The sequence below is a fragment of the Roseibium sp. genome (assembly GCF_039982295.1).
Taxonomy (GTDB): Bacteria; Pseudomonadota; Alphaproteobacteria; order Rhizobiales; family Stappiaceae; genus Roseibium.
The window spans coordinates 60036-77400 of record NZ_JBDWYP010000051.1 but is presented as its reverse complement, the minus strand read 5'-3'; the positions used below and the strand labels follow the sequence as shown (position 1 = coordinate 77400).

Here is a 17365-nt window from a genome sequence, read left to right as displayed (position 1 = left end):
ACAACAGGTCCGCCTCAAAAGTCTCATGGCAAAAGTCAGGAGACGGTAACAATCTTGCCCGGGTTCATGATGTTGTCAGGATCAAGCGCCTGTTTGATCGACCGCATGACATCCAGTCCGCCGCCATGTTCGCGCTCAAGGTATTTCATCTTGCCCTGCCCGACACCGTGTTCTCCCGTGCATGTTCCCTCAAGCTCAATCGCACGCCAGTTCAGACGTTCGACAAAGGCTTCAGTCTTGGCGATTTCCTCCGGGTTGTCCTCGTCGACCAATACCAGAACGTGGAAATTGCCGTCACCAACATGGCCGACGATGGGCGCGAGCAGCCCCGCGTCTTCGAGATCCCTGGACGTTTCGGTCACGCACTCTGCCAGCCGAGAAATCGGGACACAAACATCGGTCGCGACACCTTTCGCACCTGGCCTGAGAACAAAGGACGCCCAATAGGCATCGTGGCGTGCAGACCAGAGCTTCGTGCGTTCTTCGGCCTGGGTCGCCCACTTGAAATCACCACCACCCAGGTCTTCGGCAATTGATCCGAAAAGCTCAGCCTGCTCTCGCACGCTCGCATCCGACCCGTGGAATTCCAGGAACAAGGTTGGCTGCTCGTCCAGCTCGAGCTTCGAATAGGCATTGCATGCCTTGACCTGCAACGTATCCAGGAACTCTATGCGCGCCACCGGGATCCCGCACTGGATTGTGGCGATCACCGCCTGACAGGCGGAATCGATATCAGGAAACGGGCAAACGCCGCCCGAAATTGCCTCCGGCTGGCCATAGAGCCGAACGGTCAGTTCGGTGATCACGCCCAGTGTCCCTTCCGAGCCGACATAAAGTCGGGTCAGATCATAGCCGGCCGCTGACTTGCGCGCCCTGCCGCCCGTGTGAATGACCTCGCCAGTCGGCGTGACAACGGTGAGACCCAGAACTGCGTCCTTCATCGTACCGTAACGCACGGCATTGGTGCCGGATGCACGGGTCGCCGCCATGCCACCAAGGCTGGCATCCGCCCCCGGATCAATCGGGAAGAACAGCCCGGTATCGCGCAGATAGCTATTGAGCTGCTTGCGGGTCACACCTGCCTGAACCCGGCAATCAAGATCATCCGCGTTGACCTGTAGAATCGCATCCATGCGGGACATGTCCAGCGAGATCCCGCCACCAGGCGCATTGAGGTGTCCTTCAAGCGATGATCCTGTGCCGAAAGGAATCACTGGCACCTTGTGCTCGGCACAGATGCGCACAACTTCCGCTGTTTCTTCAGTGCTTTCGACAAAGACAACAGCGTCCGGCGCCTGATTCGGCAACCAGGTCGTCGTATGCCCGTGTTGCTCCCGTACTGCTTGAGAGCGAGAGCAGCGCTCACCAAAGCGTTGGGCCAAAATGTCGACGACCAGCGAGGCTTTCTCTTCGTCGCGCGCGACGGGCACCTGGAGGGCACTCAGGGACATGGTCCAGATCCTGTTCTTCTACTGTATTGGGCAATCTCTTGAAGGGCCAAATATGTTGGGCAGTCTTGCAAAGGTCAAAGGCAATCGACCTTGTCGCGCCATTTGATTGCAAGCCATACGGCAGATCGATCGCGAAAAATGGAAAAAACTCCAAGATTGTCGGCAAAGGTCATGTTTTTTCTGCCATATTGAGTTCAGTCACAAGGCTGAATCAGGCAGCCACATGCCAAGACAGCCCGATCCGGGACGGTCTGCCGTCTCGTTCATTTGAGCAGTTTCCAGCGGTATCGACCGATGCGCGTCATATTCGACACTGTCCGTCACCTTCCTCAGATCCTTTCCAGCTGGATCACACCCAATCTGCGCCTGTTCAGTACCAGCCGACTTCCGGTCGTTTGGGTGCTCGCGCTCGGCATCGGCGCACTTGTTGCTGCAGCGGCCATTGCCTTCCGCTCAGCCATAGGCCTGCTGCAATGGCCGTGGCTTGGCACTACGTCGGAGCGGATCATCAATGCCGCGGCAAGCCAACCGTGGTGGGTCATCCTGTTGACGCCTGCGCTTGGCGGCCTGATCGTGGGCTGGCTGCTTCAGACCTATCAACCCAAGCAACGCGCGGGCGGAGTTGCCGATGTGATCGAGGCGCGTGCGCTGGGTGGCCGCGGCCTGCCGCTTCGTGCTGGTCTGACGTCTGCGCTGATCACGGTCATTTCTCTCGGGTTCGGGGCAAGCGCAGGCCGCGAAGGACCTGTGGTCCACTTGGGAGCGACCTTGGGCACCGCCGTCTGCCGGGCCTTTTCGCTCCCCGATTCAGCCAGGCGCATGTTGCTGGCCTGCGGTGTCGCCAGCGCCGTGTCCGCATCCTTCAACGCACCAATTGCCGGCGTTCTTTTCGCTCATGAGGTGGTCCTTGGCCACTATGCCGTATCCGCCTTCGTTCCAATCGTGCTGGCATCGGCCGTCGGAGCCGTCCTTTCCCGCCTGTGGTTCGGGGAATCTGCCTCCTTCATCATTCCGACCTACGACATCACATCGTATCTGGAGATTCCCGCCTTCGCTCTGCTTGGTCTGACCTGCGCAGCAGTCGCGATCCTGTTCCAGTTTGCGCTGATCGGAAGCGACTGGACCGCGCGCAACATCTCGATGCCACTCTGGTTGCGCCCCGTGGTCGGCGGCCTTGCGGTCGGAGCAATCGCGTTGGTCTTCCCCCAGGTCCTTGGCGTTGGCTATGAAGCCACGGACATGGCGTTGAAGCATCAGCTACCGATCACCATGCTGCTGGCACTTCTGGTCGCCAAAACCGCCGCCACCGCGATCACGTTGGCTTCACGCTTCGGCGGTGGGATCTTCTCGCCGTCGCTCTATCTGGGTGCCATGACCGGAGGCGCCTTTGGCCTGATCGCAGCGTCTGCCTTCCCCGAGATGGCCTCCAGCCATGGGCTCTACGCCATCCTTGGAATGGGAGGCGTTGCCGCAGCCGTCCTTGGCGCTCCGGTGTCCACCACAATGATCGTTTTCGAATTGACGGGAGGCTACGGCCTCTCCATTGCGCTCCTGATCGTGGTCTCCATTTCCGCTGGCCTGACGCAAGCCATTCACGGCAAATCCTATTTCCACTGGCAACTCGGCATGCGGGGGGTCTGCCTGCACGAGGGCAGCCACACCTATCTGAGTGAAAGCGTCAAAGTTCGCGATTTCATGGACGCCCCACCGGAGAATGAAGAAGAAAGAACCTTCAACCCCGGCACCGATGGTGCCTACCTGCATGCAAACAATTCACTTGAAAACGCCCTGAAGACCTTTGACGAAAGCGGCAAGATCAGCTTGCCGGTGGTCGAGAGTGGTGACGCTACCAGGATTGTCGGCATCGCCCGCCATGTCCGTGCCCTGCGCTATTTCAACTCGGCGCTGATCAGGGAAAGCGAAGAAGCCCATCGTTGAGGCTGACACGCGAAAGTGCGGCTCAGAACGGGGACGGCTCGGTGATCAAAATCTTGCCGGCATATCGGTGCGAGCCTTTCACGCCCCTCCACCTTGCCTTGAGCTGCAGCTCCTTCATATGGATCTGAGCCTGGCGACCCTTGATACCAGGAAGCGAAAACGGGTCGAGCCCCGTTACCGGCAGGAAGGGATTGCGGCGCAGGGAACCATAAATGCCCACCCGCACCGAAGGACGTTCGCTCTTGCCGCGCGCATGAAAGCCGTGCGTGTCCGCGACGACCAGGGAATTGCCGGGAACATTGAAAGCAACGGGATCAGAGAACCCCATCTGCTTCGCCTCTTCGGCTGTGAGGCGGAAGGAGCCACGTGCATGAAGCTTGTTTCGAGCCTCAGCAGCCTGAACACTCTGCTCCTGCTCCCAGGCTGCCCGCTCTGGCGTCAACCTGTGCGACCCGGCAATATAGTTGAACGGCCCGTCTTCCAGAGCCACGTCATATAAAAAGAACCAGGACTTTGCAGTGGGCTGAAATGTATCTGAATGGAAGCTCGTCTGAGGATCTACCTTGCCCTTTGTCGGCTCGGTCATGACGACGTGCAGATAGACAATCGGATCCGCATTGACAGACCCCACATAGCGCAAAGTGTTCTGGAACAAGGAGCCGTTCACGAACCGCTTGAGGTGGGGTTTGCCCTTCAGGACTTCCGGCGGAAGGGGGACGAAACGCGTTACCGCATTGCCCTGCCGCATGTCATAGGCGTGAAAGGTGTTCTCTTCCACCTCCTGCCGCAAACCCGCCAGCTCATCTGAACTAAGCACATCGTGACGGCAAATGAAGCCCTGCTCCGCATATTGTCGGCGGTCATCCTCACTCACCAGTTTGGCGAGACGGCCCCGGCGCCAGTCGCTCATGCGCTCAGCCAGGCGCATACGCGCCACATGAAGGCCCTTCTCATTCAACCGGCGACTGCCGATGATCGGATTGTCGGCAAAGGATTTGGCACCACTGGCCAATTCCGCTGCCCACAAGGGCGTCTTCAAGATATCAATCGCACGCATAAAACACCGCCTTGAAACCATAGGCCTGTGGAAACAACCCCAATCAAATAGCCGTTGTAGCCTCTTCCAGCCAGGTTAATGTCTTGTTGTCCAGAAGAGGCGAAAGCTGGGCAAGAACCTTGGCATGATAGGCATTGAGCCAATCGCGCTCAGCATCGCTCAGGAGATCCCTGTCCACAAGGCGAAGATCAAAGGGCGCAAGCGTCAGAGTCTCGAACGCCAGCATCGGCCGCTCGCCGCCTTCGATCCCTGACGGCTCTGTTACGAGTTCCAGGTTCTCCAGACGGATTCCGTACTCACCTGCCGGATAATATCCCGGTTCATTCGACAGGATCATGCCAGGCTTCAAGGGCACCGTGCCGGTTTTGGCAATACGCTGCGGCCCTTCGTGAACCGACAGATAAGCACCGACACCATGGCCCGTCCCGTGGTCGAAATCCAGACCCGCCTTCCAAAGATCGATGCGCGCGAGGGTATCGAGCTGGGCACCTGTGGTGCCAAGCGGAAAGCGCGCAGACGAGATGGCAATATGTCCCTTCAGCACCAGCGTGAAATGCCGGCTCATTTCTGCGCTCTGCTCTCCCACCGCCAAGGTACGGGTGATGTCCGTGGTGCCATCTTCATATTGGGCGCCACTGTCGATCAGGAAAGGACGCCCCACCGGAATCATCCGATTGCTCTTGCGGCTCACACGATAATGACAGATGGCGCCATTGGGGCCTGCACCTGAAATCGTATCGAATGAGATATCCTTCAGAACCCCGGTCTCAAGGCGGAATTGTTCCAGCTTTTCCGCCGCGCCAATCTCGTCCAGCTCACCGGATGGGGCAATATCATCGAACCAGCACAGGAATTTCGCATAAGCGACCGCGTCACGCAGATGCGCTGCGCGGGCACCATCGATTTCTGCACCATTCTTGATCGCCTTTGGCAGAAGCACAGGATCAGCCGCCTCGATCAGTTGGCCGCCGGCATTGACGATCGCGTCGGCAATCCCCTGCCCTGCAAGAGCCGGGTCGATCATCAAGGACGCGCCAGCCTGACCCAAACTGGCAAGTTTCGCCTTGAAGGCTTGCGGCTCCTCGACATCAACAAGCACATGCAGAGTTTCTCGAACCGAATTCGACAGCTTGCGGCCATCGATGAAAAGGCTCGGCTTGCCAGTCGCGGGAACGACGGCAAAGGAAAGCGGGACCGGATTATGCGTCACGTCAGACCCGCGGATATTGAACAGCCAGGCAATGGAATCGGGCTGGGTAAGCACGCAAGCCCCCGCGTCCTTCGCAGCAATCGCGGCCTGAATCTCGGAGATCTTCTCGCTGGCCGAACGCCCCGCAAGTTTTTCGCTGTGCAGAGCGACCGCGCCAACCGGTGCTTCCGGACGATCCTTCCAGACCGCATCGATCGGATTTTGATCAAGTGCGACCAGTTCAGCTCCAGCCTTGTCACAGACACTCTGGAGACGGCGCACTTCGCGAACGGGGTGGAGCATGGCGTCATAGCCAATACGCTGGCCAGATTTTAAGCGCGCAGCCAACCAGTCGGTAACCGGTTCGTTGATCAGGTGTTGAGCCGGAAAGACATCCATGTCCACCTGTTCGCGAACCTGGATCGTGTAGCGGCCATCGACGAAAATCGCAGCGTCGTCCATCAACACGGCAGCTGTCCCGGCCGAGCCGGAAAAGCCTGTCAGCCACTGAAGCCGGCAGTCATGGGGCGGCACATATTCGCCCTGGTGAGCGTCTGCACGCGGCACAAGGAACCCATCAAGGGAAAGCTGCTTGAGTTCGGCCCTGAGCAGCGCTGCATGCGGCGCCCCGCAGGAAGGATCATTGAGATCATCGAAGGTCTGAAACATGGCCCGAAGCTAGGTTGATCAGGCGAATCGTTCAAGACGGAAAACTATTCCGCAGAGCTCTTTAGGCAGCATCAGTTTTACATTTTTGCGACGCAGCATAGATTTCGCACATGCGAGAAATGCAGGCCTGTCATGCAAGATCGTCTCTACTCAAAAAACGCGAATGACCTCATATTGATCGTGACAAATAAAGAGGCAGCAGCCCGCGAGGACGCGCCCCCGACAACCCCTTGATTGGAGTTCTAAGACCATGGCAACAGCAACCACCACCACCATCGGCGGCACCAGCCACTCTTCCGACAGCTTCGTACGTCGCGCATTCGGCCGTATGGTTGAAGCCCGCGAAAAGCAGGCCCGTCGCTACGTCAACGGCTACCTTCTTTCCCTTGACGATGCCACTCTTGCCGCACACGGCCTTGAGCGCAGCGAACTGGAACGCGAAGGTTCTGCGGGCATGATCTTCTAAGAAGATTACTGCGGAATATCATGAGAAAAGAAGCGCGGTGGAACCTCCTCCGCGCTCTTTTTTTGTCTACTTCAATGAAGAACCGGATGAAAGAGCCGCGCTAGGCGACCTTCCGGCCACGCACGAGCGTCAGCGTCAACCAGCCTTCCTTCTCTTGCCGCCGGGCAAGATGGAAGCCTTGGCAACCATAGGCAAAGAGGATCCTCGGACCATCCGAGACCCTCAGGCCTGACAGCACCAGGGTCGCCGTCGGTGTCATTCGCGCCGCGATGGACTTCGCCATCTTCATCAGAGGCCTTGCCAGAATATTGGCGACCACAAGGTCGAACGGGCCGAACTCGCCAAAGCGGCGATCTTCCATACCGTTGGCTGTAAAGGTGCTGATCAGCGGTGCAACACCATTCAGCCTGGCATTCTTCGCCGCCGTCTCGGTCGCAACCGGATCAATGTCGGTCGCCAGAACGTGTTGCCGGGTCATCCGGGAAATCGCGATTGCAAGGACACCAGTTCCCGTTCCCAAGTCCAGGACGCGGTAATATTCGCGCATCGAAAAGAGGCGATCGATCTCCTCCAGGCACCCTGCGGTCGTGCCATGGTGCCCTGTGCCAAAAGCCAAAGCAGCCTCGATTTCAAGGCCGATGCCGCCGCCTGGCACCTTGTCGCGATCGTGAGACCCGTGAACAAAGAAACGCCCGGCACTGACCGGCTTCAGTCCCTCAAGGCTCTTTTCGACCCAGTTGATGTCGGGAAGGATCTCCGCCTCGATCGGCGCTGCAAAGGCATCCGAACCGACCCGATCACGAACAGCCTCAGTGGCCTCCTCAGGCTCCATTTCGAAAAGCAGGATTTCGGCAGCCCAGGTCTTGCCGTCGGCAGATGCCTCATAGATGGTCACCGGATTGCCGTCGTCCTCGAACGCGCGCTCCAGCACATCGGCAATGCGCTTGGCTTCCAGTTCTTCTGCGGTAATCCGAACCCTGACGGTCTGCATGATGTCCTCAAGCTTGGGGATAGGTGCAAGGCGTATAGACCGCTTTGGCGGCAACCGCAATTCACGCCCGTTTCAGACCTGCAATGTCTCGCTTCCTGGCTGTCGGCCCGCTCCTGGCGCGCCAAAACTCAAGAGTAGATCACATGGATTGAGACAGAAGGCATTTAGCGGCAACCCGGCCAGCAACCGTCAGGACATTGTGCGCAAGAGACATGGGCTGTGGTTTCCCGCCCCTCCTGCGAAGAGCTTTTCAGTATCCCAAGGCCCGCCGCAGAAGAGCGAAGACGCAGCCGCCAAACGTGCAGCGAGAGCAAAACCTCGATTGGTTTAACCCAGGTTCAACACGATACGTGCAGTCAGCCCGCCCCCCGGCGTGTCCCTCAGCTCAAGCCGGCCGCCGTGCGCTTCTGCTATTGCGCGTGTTGTCGCAAGGCCCAATCCGAAACTGGTGCCGTTGTCGATCTGGCGTGCCTCATCACCACGCTCGAAGGGCTCCATCAACCGTTCCTGATCGCCTGCGGGAATACCACGCCCATGGTCGACCACATCAAGATGCACTTCGGGTCCAGCTACACTGACATGCAGCGACAATTGATCGTCATAGCGCCGGGCATTGTCGATCAGGTTGGAACAGGCCCTGGTCAGCTCGCTGGAACGCCCTTCAACCACGACGCCTTGCGGACAGGACAAAGCCAGCTCAACGCCCATGTCCTCGTATTGATCGACGAGACCCTGCAGCAGGCTTGGCAAATTGATCCGTTTCCAGGCTTCTCCGGTTCGCCCCTCCTTGAGAAAGGACAGGGCACCATTGAGCTGGGTTTCCATGAGATCCAGATCGGCCAAATTCCGCTGTTTGTGGTCCTCGTCCTTCATCAGCTCGATACGCAGCCGCAGACGGGTCAGGGGCGTGCGAAGATCATGACCAACGGCTGTCAGCATGCGGGTGCGCCGCTCAACCAGGCCCTCGATTCGTCCCTGCATCCGATTGATGGCCTGGGCCACCTGCTGGACCTCCTGCGGCCCGGCCTCTGCGACCGGCACCGGCCGTGCCGTGTCCTTCCCGAACTTTGCCACATCTGCCGACAGGTTGGACAGCGGACGGACAAGCGTGCGCGCCGCCCAAACGAGCAGCAGCAGCAGGCTGGCACCGAGTGTGACAAACAGCAGGATCAGAGGATTGCCGAGAAAGGGCGGCGGTTTGCGCGCAGCCATCTTGGCAAGTACATAGTTTCCATCTGCGAGCTGGAAATACAAATTCGGAATGCGCTTGCCACCTTCGCCATTTGGAAGCGGCCATGACGCCACGAGGCTGATGCCTGGCGCCAGCACACCTTCCTGAAATGGCCAGAATGGTGATCGTTCTTTCTGGCCGGGATCCGCAGCGGGCGCCTGGTCAACCAGCGTCAGATCAAGCGACGCATCGTCAGCCAGCATCTGTTCCAGAAGGTCCGCGCGCTCGTCTTCGTCCGCGTCATTCAGGCGGGCGACCGCAATCGCGTGTTTAAGCCCGACCGTTGCCCCTGCATCATCCGCAGGCTCAGGACGCATCATCCACAAAAGAGCCAGAAGAAACATCGTCATTGCAGCGCTGCCGATCAGCATGATCAACAGCATTTGCGTCGCGATGCGCTGAGGTCCCAACTGGCGGATCACGTGCATCACTGAGCCTTCACCTCAGCGACAAATTCGTAACCGCCCGACCGGACGGTGCGAATGAACTGGTAGGCCGCGCCGCCGGCCTCGAGTTTGCTGCGCACACGGCTGATCAGAATATCGATGTTGCGACCGGACCCCGTCGGGTTGCTTCCGTGCGCAAGGTCACTCAGCTGATCGCGGCTCAATACCCGTCCCGGTCGTTCCGCCATGACCTGCAGGAGGTCGAATTCGGCAGGGGTGAGCGAAACCTCGGCCTGCTCCGGATTGAGCAAGTCCCGCTGGGCACAGTCCAACCGCCAGCCTTCGAACGCCAGAACCTTGCCAGACACTGCTGCGCTGGCCATGCCCATGTCCACACGCCTGAACATGGCACGAATACGCGCGATCAGCTCTCGCGGGTTGAAAGGTTTTGCCAGGTAGTCATCGGCCCCGACCTCGAGACCGACCACGCGGTCAAAGTCGTCAGACTTGGCCGAAACGATGATGATCGGGATGTTGCCCTGCCCGCGCAATCGCCGACAGATACTCAAGCCGTCTTCACCGGGCAGCATCAGGTCGAGAACCACCAGATCGATGCGCGCATTTGCGATCACGCGATCCATCTCGGCAGCGTCACGGGCAAGGCTAACCTTCCAGCCATTTGATGAAAGGTGCCTGTCAATCAGGCCACCAATCTCGGAATCGTCTTCAACGACGAGGATGTGTTCAACGCGGGTCATGGAGCCAATATGCAGCTTTCGTTTTGCTTTTCACCTCTAAAATTGTAGCAATTTGTTTCTACATATTTCTAAAGAGAGAAAAGAAACAATTGGCAATTTAGCTGAAATGTTTCGTTAATTTAATGTTAACATAAAGAAAACAGTGTGAATCTCGCATCTTTTACTTTGAGCGAGGACCGTACTCATGATGTCGATCGGATCGGCGCCACCGCCACCGCAACAAACCATGCAAACACAGCTGGCCGCACAGGTCGAAGCTGGCGAAATCACCTCCGAAGATTCAGACGCCATGCAGGCGGCTCTTGAGGCCATTCATGACGATATGGCGCCCGAAGGCGGCCCTTCGTCCACGCCTCCGAGCAAGGAAGAAATGCAGGAGAAGATGGAAGGTCTGCTGAGCGAGCAGGTTGACGCCGGTACGTTGACGCAGGAACAGGCAGATGAACTGTCCGCCATGTTCGAAAGCGGAGAAATGGGTCCGCCGCCACCCCCTCCCCCCGGCGGCGAGGCATCGGGCTCCGACAGTTCCGGTGAAGATCTGGTCGCGTTGCTTCTCGAAGAGCTCACGGCCTCGAGCAGCAGCTATTCGGAATCCGGCGACAGCACGTCCACCTCAACCTCCTCCTTGCTGGTTGACTACATCGCCTGATACTTCCTTGCCGGTGCGTCCCCTGATGGCCTGCAAGGCTTGGCCGGTCACCCGCGAGGTGACCGGCTCTTTTTTTGCGGCGACCAGACATCTTGAAACTGCTGCCCCCCGCCGCTGTCAAAGCCCCCGAAGGAAAGCGCGCGCGCTTTGCCGATAGCTTTCCTGCTTTACGTCTCCCATGCGCTCCCAGGCACTGTAAGCTGTTGCGAGCCGCCGATTACCTCTGAGACGCTCCGCGTTGCGATCAAGAAAGTCCCAGTAAAGCGCATTGAAAGGACAAGCGCCTTCACCGACCTTCTGGGCGACGTCATAGCGGCAGTGTTCGCAGTAGTCGGACATCTTCCGAATATAGTTCCCGCCAGACGCATAGGGCTTTGACGCCAAAACCCCTCCGTCAGCGAACTGGCTCATGCCCAGCGTGTTGGGCATCTCGACCCATTCGTAAGCGTCCGCATAGACAGCCAGATACCACTCATGCACCTGCCGGGGTTCGATGCCTGCAAGCATGGCAAAGTTGCCGGTGATCATCAGCCGCTGGATATGATGGGCGTAGGCTTCATCGCGGGTTTGCGTGATGGCCTCTTTCAGGCACGTCATATCCGTTTCCGCGCTCCAATAGAAAGACGGCAAGTCTCTGGTAGCTTTCAGGAAGTTCTCTTCGGCCATGTCGGGCATTCTCAGCCAATAGATGCCGCGGACATACTCCCGCCATCCGATGATCTGGCGAATGAAGCCTTCAGCGGAGTTGATCGGCACCTTGCCCTCCCGGTACGCCTGATCGACCGCCTGGCACAATTCCATGGGATCCAGCAACCCGGCATTGAGGTAGGGAGCGACAACGGAGTGATAGAGAAACGGCTCGCCGCGCAGCATCGCGTCCTGGAAATCGCCGAAGTGTGGCAGGCCGCAGTCGAGGAAATCGTCGAAGGCCTGGCGCGCCTGCTGCCGGGTCACTGCAAACCAGAACGGATCAAGCCCGCCGAAATGCTCCGCAAACCGCGCACCGACCAGTGAAAGGACATTCCGCGTGATTTCATCCGGCTCGAACCACCTCGGACGCGGCATGAACAGGTCCTGACGCGCTGGCTTGCGATTGTCCTTGTCGAAATTCCACTTGCCACCCGCCGGTTTGTCACCGTCCATCAAGAGACCGGTCTTGACACGCATGTGCCGGTAGAAGTCTTCCATAAGGAACCGTTTGCGGCCGTCAGCCCAACGCTCGAACTCGGACCTGGAGCAGAGGAAACGCTCGTCAGGTCGAATGTCGACCGGCACGCCAAGGTCTGCCTCCCAACCCTTGAAATCCGCGAGCAAACGATATTCACCGGGTTCGGTGATACTTACTCTGCTGGGCTTCAAGCGCTTGGTCGCACGCTCGACTTCGCCTTTCAGGCTGCCACAGTTGTCTGCATCTTCCAGCTGGACATAATCGACGGTCCAACCGGCATCGGCGAGCTCCTCAGCAAAGTGGCGCATGGCGGAAAAGACAAAGGCGATCTTCTTCTTGTGGTGACGCACATAGGTCGCCTCCTCGGCAACCTCCGCCATCAGGATCCGGTCCTGATCTTTCTCGGCCCCGCGCAGCGAACTGATGGCGGGCGTCAGCTGGTCACCGAGAATGAGGATGAGATTGCGAACAGACACGAAAAGCGCTCCGACAAGAGAAATGGCAGTAAGCTCTCCCCATTGGAGACTGGCTTTTCCTCTCTACGCGGCGCGCAGGCCTGTGTATCACTCAGAAACCGGGAAACTTCAGTGCCGCTCGACGAAGCTGTCGAGCACCTTCTTCTGGCCGGCCTTTTCGAAGTCGATCGTCAGCTTGTTGCCCTCGATCGCGATGATTGCGCCATAGCCGAACTTGATGTGGAACACCCGCTCGCCCACGGAATACTCCGAGGGGGCTTCACTGACCGATTTGGCTACCAGCTCGCCCTCGATGGTCAGGGGCCCCTGCTTCTTGCTCCGGGACGAACGGAAGTCGCCGCGCTCGAAGACAGCATCCTGGGCCGCCCGCGCCTTTTGAGCGCGCTGCCAACCGGGGGTCGAGTAGGTGTTCTGGAACGGGTCGCGATTGTCGAAACGCGAGCCTCCGCCACCGCTGCGGCCATAACCACCGCCGCCGTAATCGCCATAGTTGGAGGACTGCTCGACGATTTCCACATGCTCTTCGGGCAGCTCGTCAAGGAACCGCGAGGGGATCGATGATTGCCATTGGCCGTGGATGCGCCGGTTGGATGCAAACCAGATCTTGGCGCGTTTCTTGGCCCGGGTCACACCGACATAGGCAAGACGCCGCTCTTCTTCGAGCCCGGCCCGGCCGCTTTCATCCAGCGCCCGCTGGTGCGGAAACAACCCCTCTTCCCAACCCGGCAGGAACACCGTGTCGAATTCGAGACCCTTGGCCGAATGCAGCGTCATGATCGACACCGCGTCATTTCCCTCGACACTGTCCCGGTCCATCACCAGCGACACATGCTCCAGGAACCCGGCCATGGACTCAAAGTCTTCCATGGAGCGGATGAGTTCTTTCAGGTTGTCCAGGCGTCCCGGCGCTTCGGCAGAACGATCCAGCCGCCACATTTCCGTATAGCCGCTTTCATCCAGAATGATCTCGGCAAGCTCCGTATGGGACAGGCTGTCCACCTGCCCGCGCCAGCGCTCGAAATTCGCCAGAACCTCTTTCAGGGCATTGCGCGCCTTGGGACGGATCTCCTCGGTCTGGCACAGTTGGTTTGCGGCCTGCATCAAGGGAATGCGGTCGGCCCGCGCCAGTTCATGCACCAGCTTCAGCGTCGCCTCACCAAGCCCCCGCTTGGGCGTGTTGACGATGCGCTCAAAGGCAAGATCGTCCGCCGGCTGCACCACGCAGCGGAAATAGGCCATGGCATCGCGGATCTCCATGCGCTCGTAAAAGCGTGGCCCGCCGATGACACGGTAGTTCAATCCCAGCGTTACGAACCGGTCTTCAAACGAGCGCATCTGGAAGGATGCACGCACCAGAATGGCAATGTCATTGAGCGCATGGCCATCGGCTTGCAGCGCTTCGATTTCATCGCCAATCGACCGGGCTTCTTCCTCCGAATCCCAGCAGGAAGCCACCGACACGAGATCATTGTCCGGATCGTCAAAATCCGTGAACAGCGTCTTGCCCAGCCGGCCCTGGTTGTGGGAGATCAGATGAGAGGCAGCCGCCAGAATATGGCTGGTCGAGCGGTAATTCCGCTCCAGCCGGATCACCACCGCGCCGCGGAAATCGTGCTCGAACCGCAGGATGTTGTCCACTTCGGCGCCGCGCCAGCCATAGATCGACTGGTCGTCGTCGCCCACGCAGCAGACATTCGGATTGCCCTGCGCCAAAAGCCGTAACCACAGGTACTGGGCGATGTTGGTGTCCTGATACTCGTCCACCAGCATGTAGCGGAACCGGCGCTGATAGTCGGCGAGAATATCCGGGTTGGTCTTGAACAGCGTGATGACATGCAACAGCAGGTCACCGAAATCACAAGCGTTGAGGATCGACAGGCGGTCCTGATACTCCTCATAGAGCTTGCGGCCCCAGCCATTGGCAAAGGCCCGCGCTTCGCCTTCGGGCACTTCGTTTGGCGTCAGGGCACGGTTTTTCCAGCCATCAAGCATGGCTGCGAAGGCCTTTGGGGTCCAGCGCTTGTCGTCGAGCCCTTCGGCCTGGATGATCTGCTTGAGCAGGCGCAGCTGGTCATCCGTGTCGAGGATCGAAAAGCCGGACTTGAGCCCGACCAGCTCGGCGTGGCGGCGCAGGATCTTGACGCAGATGGAGTGGAACGTGCCGAGCCAGGCCATCCCTTCCACATTGCCGCCGATGAAACGCGCAATCCGCTCTTTCATCTCCCGTGCGGCCTTGTTGGTGAAGGTCACCGCAAGGATCTCGGCTGGCCCGGCAGAACCGGTGGCCAGGATATGAGCGATGCGCGTGGTCAGAACGCGGGTCTTTCCGGTTCCCGCACCCGCCAGCACCAGCACCGGACCATTCAGCGTCTCGACAGCCTGTCTCTGCTCGGGATTGAGGCCCTCCAGATAATCGGGCGCATTAGACTGCCGCGCTGCCATGGCGCGCGCCGCAATGCCGCCGCCAGCAGGCTGCGGGGCAGGCTCGACAGACGCCATCCGGGAGGGGCGATCTCCGGGAAACCCGTCCCCATCAAAGCCATCCACAAATGTGTCGCCAATATCGTCGTGATACCCGTTCGGGTCTGCCATATGCACCGCGCTGCGATTCTAGAGTGTCCAGTCAAGAACAATATAGCAACAAAAGCGGCAAGGGCGAGGCGCGAAACGGAGTTTTCGGTGGGGAAGATGCGCAGACCTGGGCGGCCCGGGCCGGTAGAAGAAACAGAAACGGCGGCAGAGGGGCCTGCCGCCGTTTCAGATTTTGAAGATCCAGGAGATCAGGCAGCCTGGCTGCTAGGTCCTTCGTCCGTCGCAACTTCGCTGAGGAAGGCGTCAACCGCAGTGGAAAGCTCCGTGGCGACAGCGCCCAGACGATCCGCAGACTGGTTCACATCGGCAGACTGGTTCTTCGTCTGACCGATCGCACCGGCAACACCGTCGACGTTGGAGGCGGCCGTCGAGCTGCCTTCCGCTGCCAGGTTGATGCTCTTGGTGATCTCGCTCGTTGCCACGTCCTGCTCTTCGACAGAGGCGGCAATGGCAGTCGTCACATCCTGAACTTCGCCAATACGCTCAACGATCGCCTGGATCGCACCGACCGCATTCTTGGTCGAGGACTGAATGTCCGTGATCTGCGTGGCGATCTCATCCGTCGCCTTTGCAGTCTGGTCAGACAGTTCCTTCACTTCGGCCGCAACAACCGCGAAACCCTTGCCGGCTTCACCGGCACGTGCCGCTTCGATGGTGGCATTCAGGGCCAGGAGGTTGGTCTGCTCGGCAATCGCGCGGATCATACCGACAACTTCACCGATCTTGTCAGCGGTTTCAGCCAGTGTCGCAACATCGCGGTCCGTCGCCTTGGCAACTTCCGAGGCTTCTGACGCAATGTTCAGCGCCGTCGATGACTGGCGAGAGATTTCCTGGATCGAGGCCGACAGTTCGGTCGCGGCCGAAGCCACGGTCTGAACATTGGTCGAAGCAACACCTGTTGCAGAGTGAGCTGCGTCCGCCGCACCACTTGCATCATCCGCGATCTGAACAAGCTGACGCGCCGTCTCACTAACAGCACTCGTCTCGCTGCCCAGAACTTCCTGGATCGAGCCAACCGATGTGCGGAAGATCTCGATGACACCTTCCATATGGCGCTTGCGCTCGATCTCGATGGCCTGCTCCTTGCGGGCAGTTTCTTCGAGCTGGATCCGGGCAATCGAGTTGTCACGGAGCACTTCCGCAGCGCGCGCAATGTCCCCGATCTCATCCGGACGGTCCGTGAACCGGATTTCGCCGTCTAGATGACCTTCAGCAAGGTTGGAAATCGTGTCACGCTGGCTGGCCAGCAGGCCGGAAATCGAGCGAACCTGCCAGAACACGAACAGACCACTGCCGAGCAAGGCCACGACAGCAAAGATGGACAGCATCATAATCTGCGTTTGCAGGTTACCGGTGTCTGCATCGGCAGCATATTCTGCCCGGTGGATCAGATCATCGGACACCTGCTTGATGAGATTCAGACGCTCTGTAGCCTTCGCGAACCAGACGGCCGGCTGCAGATCACCTGCATCCATGGTCTGCGGCAGTTTCTGCAAGGTCTCGCGCATGGCAACAGCTTCAGCGACTGCAGGACCTGCAACCGTTTTCTTGAACAGATCCTTCTGTTCAGCCAGAGCGATGGCTTCGAATTCCTTCAGGAAGGCCTGCTCGGCGCCGAACCGGGAAATAAAGCCCAGAAACGCCTCGTTGTCGATCTCACCCGTGTCTCTGAACACGGCGAGGAAATTGGCACCGTTCGCACGCTCGAGACCGCCCGACTCCATGGCTTCAGTCAAAGCCAGGAAGGGCAACAACTCGGCGGTGATGGCAGAGGATGGGCTCGATTCCACCACGACACCGATCAGGTGAATCATGGCGGAGATTTCTTTTGAATAGCCCGCGACCGCTTTGCCCACCTTCAGGGACTTCGTATCGATCTGCATGCGAAGTTCGGTTATTTCGTGAATGGCATCGGATACATACTCGAGCTCTTTTTCGACATGCTCATTGTGCAAGTCGGAACTTGCAACGTGATCATCGAAGATCTTGATGGCCGCATCAACGTTGGCACGTTGCGCCATGACGTCTGCCGAAAGCTTGCTGTCATAGCCCGACTTGATCCAGCTGGCGGACTTGCCGCGCTCTTTCTGAACTTCGTGGATCACGTTGCCGGCATCTTCGGCAATGCGCGAAAGAGGCACCATGAAATCATGATGCCGAAGCTCCACATACTTCTCGTAAACGGAGACCCCTGCAAATATAGTCACAGTGACCATAGGTAATATTGCCAGTGCTACTATTTGCACTTTAATTCTTCCGAACATTTGGCCCCTCCATGTCGGGTTAAGCTTATTCCCCTAGGAGAGTTGTCGAGAATTATTTCATTTGAATTAATTTAATTTTG

Annotated in this window: 12 protein-coding genes; 3 read left to right on the top strand and 9 right to left on the bottom strand. The window is 58.7% G+C overall.

Annotated elements, in window-relative coordinates; translation table 11 throughout:
• Window positions 1-35: 35 nt before the first annotated feature.
• A complete protein-coding gene (locus ABJZ52_RS10630) occupies window positions 36-1451 on the bottom strand; it encodes an FAD-linked oxidase C-terminal domain-containing protein (RefSeq protein WP_348188061.1) in 1416 nt (471 codons plus the stop codon).
• Window positions 1452-1745: 294 nt separating this feature from the next.
• Here ABJZ52_RS10630 and ABJZ52_RS10625 point away from each other — a divergent pair, with 294 nt between their 5' ends.
• On the top strand, window positions 1746-3389 hold the full coding sequence (locus ABJZ52_RS10625; RefSeq protein WP_348188059.1) for a chloride channel protein: 1644 nt from the start codon (window positions 1746-1748) through the stop codon (window positions 3387-3389).
• A 22-nt stretch (window positions 3390-3411) separates the two neighbouring features.
• On the opposite strand, the gene ABJZ52_RS10620 is transcribed toward ABJZ52_RS10625, so the two are convergent.
• Together ABJZ52_RS10620 and ABJZ52_RS10615 are read right to left on the bottom strand one after the other, a co-directional pair.
• Window positions 3412-4446 carry a phytanoyl-CoA dioxygenase family protein gene (locus ABJZ52_RS10620; protein ID WP_348188056.1) on the bottom strand — a complete coding sequence of 345 codons (1035 nt, stop codon included), beginning with the start codon at window positions 4444-4446 and terminating at the stop codon, window positions 3412-3414.
• Window positions 4447-4489: 43 nt separating this feature from the next.
• Window positions 4490-6304 (bottom strand): aminopeptidase P family protein, encoded by a 1815-nt coding sequence (locus tag ABJZ52_RS10615; RefSeq protein ID WP_348188054.1) that lies wholly within the window; start codon window positions 6302-6304, stop codon window positions 4490-4492.
• A 250-nt stretch (window positions 6305-6554) separates the two neighbouring features.
• Here ABJZ52_RS10615 and ABJZ52_RS10610 point away from each other — a divergent pair, with 250 nt between their 5' ends.
• A complete protein-coding gene (locus ABJZ52_RS10610; RefSeq protein ID WP_348188051.1) occupies window positions 6555-6770 on the top strand; it encodes a hypothetical protein in 216 nt (71 codons plus the stop codon).
• A gap of 100 nt (window positions 6771-6870) precedes the next feature.
• On the opposite strand, the gene ABJZ52_RS10605 is transcribed toward ABJZ52_RS10610, so the two are convergent.
• The 3 genes from ABJZ52_RS10605 to ABJZ52_RS10595 form a co-directional block, all read right to left on the bottom strand.
• On the bottom strand, window positions 6871-7761 hold the full coding sequence (locus ABJZ52_RS10605) for a 50S ribosomal protein L11 methyltransferase (RefSeq protein ID WP_348188048.1): 891 nt from the start codon (window positions 7759-7761) through the stop codon (window positions 6871-6873).
• Between the two features lie 327 nt (window positions 7762-8088).
• A complete protein-coding gene (locus ABJZ52_RS10600; RefSeq protein WP_348188154.1) occupies window positions 8089-9420 on the bottom strand; it encodes a HAMP domain-containing sensor histidine kinase in 1332 nt (443 codons plus the stop codon).
• Window positions 9420-10136, bottom strand: a complete 717-nt coding sequence (locus tag ABJZ52_RS10595; RefSeq protein WP_348188045.1) for a response regulator — start codon at window positions 10134-10136, stop codon at window positions 9420-9422. Before ABJZ52_RS10595 ends, ABJZ52_RS10600 begins: the two co-directional genes overlap by 1 nt.
• Before the next feature lie 184 nt (window positions 10137-10320).
• Between ABJZ52_RS10595 and ABJZ52_RS10590 the strand changes: the two genes are divergently transcribed.
• Complete coding sequence (locus ABJZ52_RS10590) at window positions 10321-10785, top strand: hypothetical protein (protein ID WP_348188042.1); 465 nt, start codon at window positions 10321-10323, stop codon at window positions 10783-10785.
• A 117-nt stretch (window positions 10786-10902) separates the two neighbouring features.
• On the opposite strand, the gene ABJZ52_RS10585 is transcribed toward ABJZ52_RS10590, so the two are convergent.
• The 3 genes from ABJZ52_RS10585 to ABJZ52_RS10575 all read right to left on the bottom strand — a co-directional run bounded on the left by ABJZ52_RS10585 (window position 10903) and on the right by ABJZ52_RS10575 (window position 17237).
• Window positions 10903-12429, bottom strand: a complete 1527-nt coding sequence (locus ABJZ52_RS10585) for a cryptochrome/photolyase family protein (RefSeq protein WP_348188040.1) — start codon at window positions 12427-12429, stop codon at window positions 10903-10905.
• A gap of 108 nt (window positions 12430-12537) precedes the next feature.
• Window positions 12538-14928, bottom strand: a complete 2391-nt coding sequence (locus ABJZ52_RS10580; protein ID WP_348188151.1) for a UvrD-helicase domain-containing protein — start codon at window positions 14926-14928, stop codon at window positions 12538-12540.
• A gap of 281 nt (window positions 14929-15209) precedes the next feature.
• Complete coding sequence (locus tag ABJZ52_RS10575; RefSeq protein WP_348188037.1) at window positions 15210-17237, bottom strand: nitrate- and nitrite sensing domain-containing protein; 2028 nt, start codon at window positions 17235-17237, stop codon at window positions 15210-15212.
• Window positions 17238-17365 lie beyond the last annotated feature (128 nt).